At 29.5% G+C, this 4,535-nt stretch carries 3 protein-coding genes and 1 pseudogene; 3 read left to right on the top strand and 1 reads right to left on the bottom strand.

The window, feature by feature from the left end:
* The 3 genes and pseudogenes from AST99_RS18800 to AST99_RS15230 all read left to right on the top strand — a co-directional run.
* Positions 1 to 794 (top strand): annotated as a pseudogene (locus AST99_RS18800) (hypothetical protein); the annotation flags it as partial.
* A gap of 148 nt (positions 795 to 942) precedes the next feature.
* A complete protein-coding gene (locus AST99_RS15235; protein WP_057783179.1) occupies positions 943 to 1,500 on the top strand; it encodes a hypothetical protein in 558 nt (185 codons plus the stop codon).
* Between the two features lie 214 nt (positions 1,501 to 1,714).
* Positions 1,715 to 2,401, top strand: a complete 687-nt coding sequence (locus AST99_RS15230; protein WP_057783175.1) for a DUF6624 domain-containing protein — start codon at positions 1,715 to 1,717, stop codon at positions 2,399 to 2,401.
* 153 nt (positions 2,402 to 2,554) lie between these two features.
* On the opposite strand, the gene AST99_RS15225 is transcribed toward AST99_RS15230, so the two are convergent.
* Positions 2,555 to 3,880, bottom strand: coding sequence for an MATE family efflux transporter (locus AST99_RS15225; protein WP_198151532.1), 1,326 nt, complete (start codon positions 3,878 to 3,880; stop codon positions 2,555 to 2,557).
* Positions 3,881 to 4,535: the final 655 nt, after the last annotated feature.

Here is a 4,535-nt window from a genome sequence, read left to right as displayed (position 1 = left end):
ATTTAACAAATATTAAATACAACCAAAAACATGTATTTGCAAATAATAAAAATGGTGATTGGCTAATTTTAGATAGAAAATTTAATACAATAAAACAGTTAAATAAACCTTCTGGTTATGTGCATAGTTATATTAGTAACGATGGAACTATTTACTTTTTAAAACCTAAAGAAAAAACGGAATTAAATGAAGTTTATAAATTCTCCATTCAAGATAATTTCAAAAAAGAGAAATTAGAAAATTTAATACTAAAATCTAGAGAAGGTGTTACAATTAGAGATTCGTTAAATGCAGTTTATAAAAATCAAACGAATAAACATATAGACAGTTTAACTTCTGATATTTATAAAAAAGAAGAAAAATTAATAGCTGAAAGCATTAAAAAATTAAACTCAAATTTGATTTCGATTTTTCCATTAACGAATGGAGTAAGTGTATTAAAATACGAAAACAAAGCATTCGCTTTATATACCAGATATGACCACACAAATGAATTTAAAGCTGTATTAGAAAAAACACAGCAAGATGAATTAAAACCTATATGGCATTTAGAAAAAAGTCCAAAATCTTTTGGTAAAGTTACTTTAGGAAATTCATTCTCTGGAAATCATTATGTTGGCGGTTATACGCCTTATGGCTATAATTATGTAGAACTTTCATTAAATAATGAAACAACCAAGTTTAAAGCAAAAAATTCGAACAATGGAAATGGTGTAAATATTTTATATAAAAGCAAAGACACAATCATCATCAACGATTTTGAAAAACTATACTACATCACATTAAAAAAATAACTACAGCCAACACCATACAAAATTAACCCTTACTTCTAGCCTACTCACAAAATCCTCATAGCCTTTCTTGATCGGTAATTATTTGTTAAATTTATTGCCTTAAACAAGAAATTAAGGGTAGACAAAACCGTTACCAACACCTACATAAATGGAACAAATAGGAATCATATTATTTATTTTAACCTCTTTTTTGGGCATAAAAGAAGGTCAAATCGCTGCAGAAAAGACCACGGTTACAATAGATGTTCAAAATAAAAAAATAGACATTATTCAAGAGCACTTATTTACAGTTATAGAATCTGAAAAGGATGTTACCTTAATCTTAGACCAATGGGATAAAATGTATAATAGTATTGGTAAAAACACAACTTGGTCGGAACAGTTAGATGATTTTTCAGATAAACGTTTGACTGTTTTTTCTAAACAAAATATCCTACAATCTCATATAATTTTGAACTATTCTGAGGAAGCGGATTTACAAGTTTTTGGAATTTGGTATAATTCGGAGAATAATCAATTTTCAATACATGATACTCCGCAAAACAATATCAAAACCACCGAAGGAAAATTAAACGGCATGTATTGGACTTTTAGTGGAGATACATCTTTTAGTTTTTCGCTTGAACCTTTTTTACAAATGCCAACAAAGTATCAAGACAATAAACGCTATATCAGCGATTTATTATTACAAGCAACTAAAGAATAAAGCCTGTATTACAGACTGCAAATACTGTGAGCTTTATTTAGGCTTCGCATCTGTTACTACGATCTAAATAAGACGATTAGTACGGTTTTCCTGTACATTCTTCAGCAGAAATTATAGTATCTTTAAAAGATAACTTTAAACGCCTTTTTACCGAATAAACTTTGGTTTGATTTGTGTTTAAAGCGTTGGATACAAGCTGAAAACAGATCGTAAAATGAACAAATTTTTTGGAATTTTAATTATTGGTATTGTATTATTTGGATGCAAACAAAAGAGTGCGACAGAAAATGCAAGAGAAGACACGATAGGGTTTAATCAAGAATTAGCTAATGAACTCGAAAACATGGCAGAAATTGACCAATTAGTTGCGTCAAATGCTTTTCCTCCTGAAAACTATTCTTATCTAACATCGGAACAGTGGAAAATATTTAAAGATAGTGTTTTCCTTAGAAATCAAAAACGAGCAAAGGAAATACTAAATACATACGGATTTGTTGGTTTTGATTTAGCTGGAGAAAAGGGTTCAAGAAATTTTTGGCTCATTGTCCAACATTCTGACCACAACCCGGAATTCCAAAAAGAAGTTCTAAAAGAAATGAAAAAGGAAGTTGACAAACAAAATGCAATCTCAACAAATTATGGCCTTTTAGTTGACCGTGTGAATTTAAACACTGGACACCCCCAAATTTATGGTACGCAAGTAACTTATAATATAAATAATGGACAAGCATACCCAAAAACATTAATGGACAGTATAAATGTGAATTCACGAAGAAAATCAATCGGATTAGAGCCAATTGAAGAGTATTTAAATGGAATGTCGGAAATGCATTTTGAAATGAATAAAGCAAACTATTTGAGTAAAGGAATAACTGAACCTACACTTTATATAACGAATTAATACACAATTAGCTTGTGGGTAACACCATGAATAATTAATTACCATATCCTTCTTTCCCCTTGCAATCATTGTCAAACACGCTTTAAAACATTAAGACTAAAATACGCTTAACTAGATAAGTTCTTTGTTAAACATATAACGTTACCAAGAAAATCACTTTAATATGGCCTGATGACTAAAAAAAGCATCACGTCGATTAAGCACATAAAAACCGACTACAATAAATGCTGTAACTTCTGCAAAAGTACGTGAGAGCCAGATCCATTCCTTTTCATCGCCTAAGTAATCAGGGATTAAAAATAAAGGTATACTTATTAAGACACATCCTTTTAGTAAATTTAAGACAATTGATGGAACCAATTTACCAATACTTTGAAGATAAGCACCAAGAATATAATTAGGGCCTGCGACTATAAAAAAGAGGAAAAATAAGCCCAATGAGGCAGAGGCCATGTGTTTAAACTCTTCAGATTCGGAACCTGAAAATAGGCTTACAAGAAACTCTGGGATTAGAAAACCTAAAGCAACAACTACAATACCAAGACCGAACGTAAATACAAGAGAAAACTTTAAAACACCAAGTACTCTTTTGGGTAATTTGGCACCTATATTAAAAGACATAATAGGTAATGTAGATATCATAGCTGATGTAAATAGTCTCAAAAAAATAAAACTCAAATAATTAACTATACCGAAAACAGAAACAAAAACTGCTCCAAATTGAGCGAGCCTTATATTGATTAATAGCAATCCAATAGAAAAAGAGATCTCAGACACAAACGATGGGATTCCATAATTGAGTAATGCTTTCCATTCCTTTAATTTAAGTGTAAATCTATAATTCCGAATCCGTAAATGTCCGTTCTCCTTATTGATATAAAATACCAGATAACATACTGATAATAATACAGAAACACCTGTAGCAATAGAAGCTCCAGCTGTACCAAAAGGAAATACAATAATGAGTAATACGTCTAATATAATATTTACTGCTACTCCAAAAACAGAAGCATTCCTGGTCACTTTTGGAGCACCATCATGACTGATAGCATTTCCTAAAATCATTCTCAAAAGAAAAATGGGTATCCACATAAATCCCCAGAACATATAATCTAAAGTGTTGTCGAATAATTCACTCTCAGAATTACCAACTAAATAAGATACGATATAATGTATTGTAAAAGGAGTTAGTAATAGTATTATAAGTCCAAATACTATAGCAAGTGTAGTTGTAAACTGAAAAATCTCTTGAGCTTTCGTATAGTTACCAGCACCAATATTTTTTCCAATTAATATCCCGCCTCCTATTACCAATGTTAAGCCAAATGCAATAAAAATTGTAATTATTGTCCCAAACATTCCAACAGCTGCAACTCCTTCTTTCCCTACATAATTTGCAAGAATTGCACCATCTATAACTTGATATAAGGTAATTGATAATAGACTTGTGAGAATAGGAATATAATACTTAAAAAACAATGGTCTTATCGAATCCTTATCAAGCTGAATCTTTTTTTCCATCGTTATTTTTTTGGGGAGGCGAATATATACTTTTCTAAACAAATGATAAAAAATAAGATTAGTATGGTTTTCCCGTAAACTCATCAGAGGAAATTATATTATCTTTAAAAAAGATAACTTTAATACATCTTTTTTAACCGGATAAACCAAGGTTTGTTTTGTGTATAAGGAGTTGCCAGCAATAGAGCATCTGATCGAAAAAAGGCTTAAAGAAACCAAAAAAGGAACTTTACTAATCGAAACAGGCTGTTTACTCAATTATACTATTTTTGAAAATCCAATTAACATATTTTTGAAGAAATAAATTTTAATAAAATGAAAATGAAATTATACATTATTATGTATCTACTATTTTTTTGATTACTCAAATTAAATGCTCAAAGCGATAAAGTTAAAAAGGAAATAATTTCAACGATTGAATTTCATGAAACAGAATATGAAAAAGTTCGCTCTGTAAACCCTTATAAAAAAAATAAAGATTTTGATAAAGATAAAATTATTATATCACAAATTAATTATATCGTAAATACCAAAGACACATTAAAATTAAAAAAAGACAGTTTACATAACTTAGCATATTTTTTAAAAAATGAAAATTACAAGTTTTATACTT

The organism is Formosa algae, assembly GCF_001439665.1.
In the GTDB taxonomy this organism is placed as follows: Bacteria; Bacteroidota; Bacteroidia; order Flavobacteriales; family Flavobacteriaceae; genus Formosa; species Formosa algae.
This window is presented reverse-complemented; position numbering and strand designations above follow the sequence as displayed.

What these genes read in the sequence shown, in the direction of transcription:
- AST99_RS15235 (WP_057783179.1), top strand. Translation starts at nt 943, where the DNA reads ATGGAACAAATAGGAATCATATTATTTATTTTAACCTCTTTTTTGGGC.
- AST99_RS15230 (WP_057783175.1), top strand. Translation starts at nt 1,715, where the DNA reads ATGAACAAATTTTTTGGAATTTTAATTATTGGTATTGTATTATTTGGA.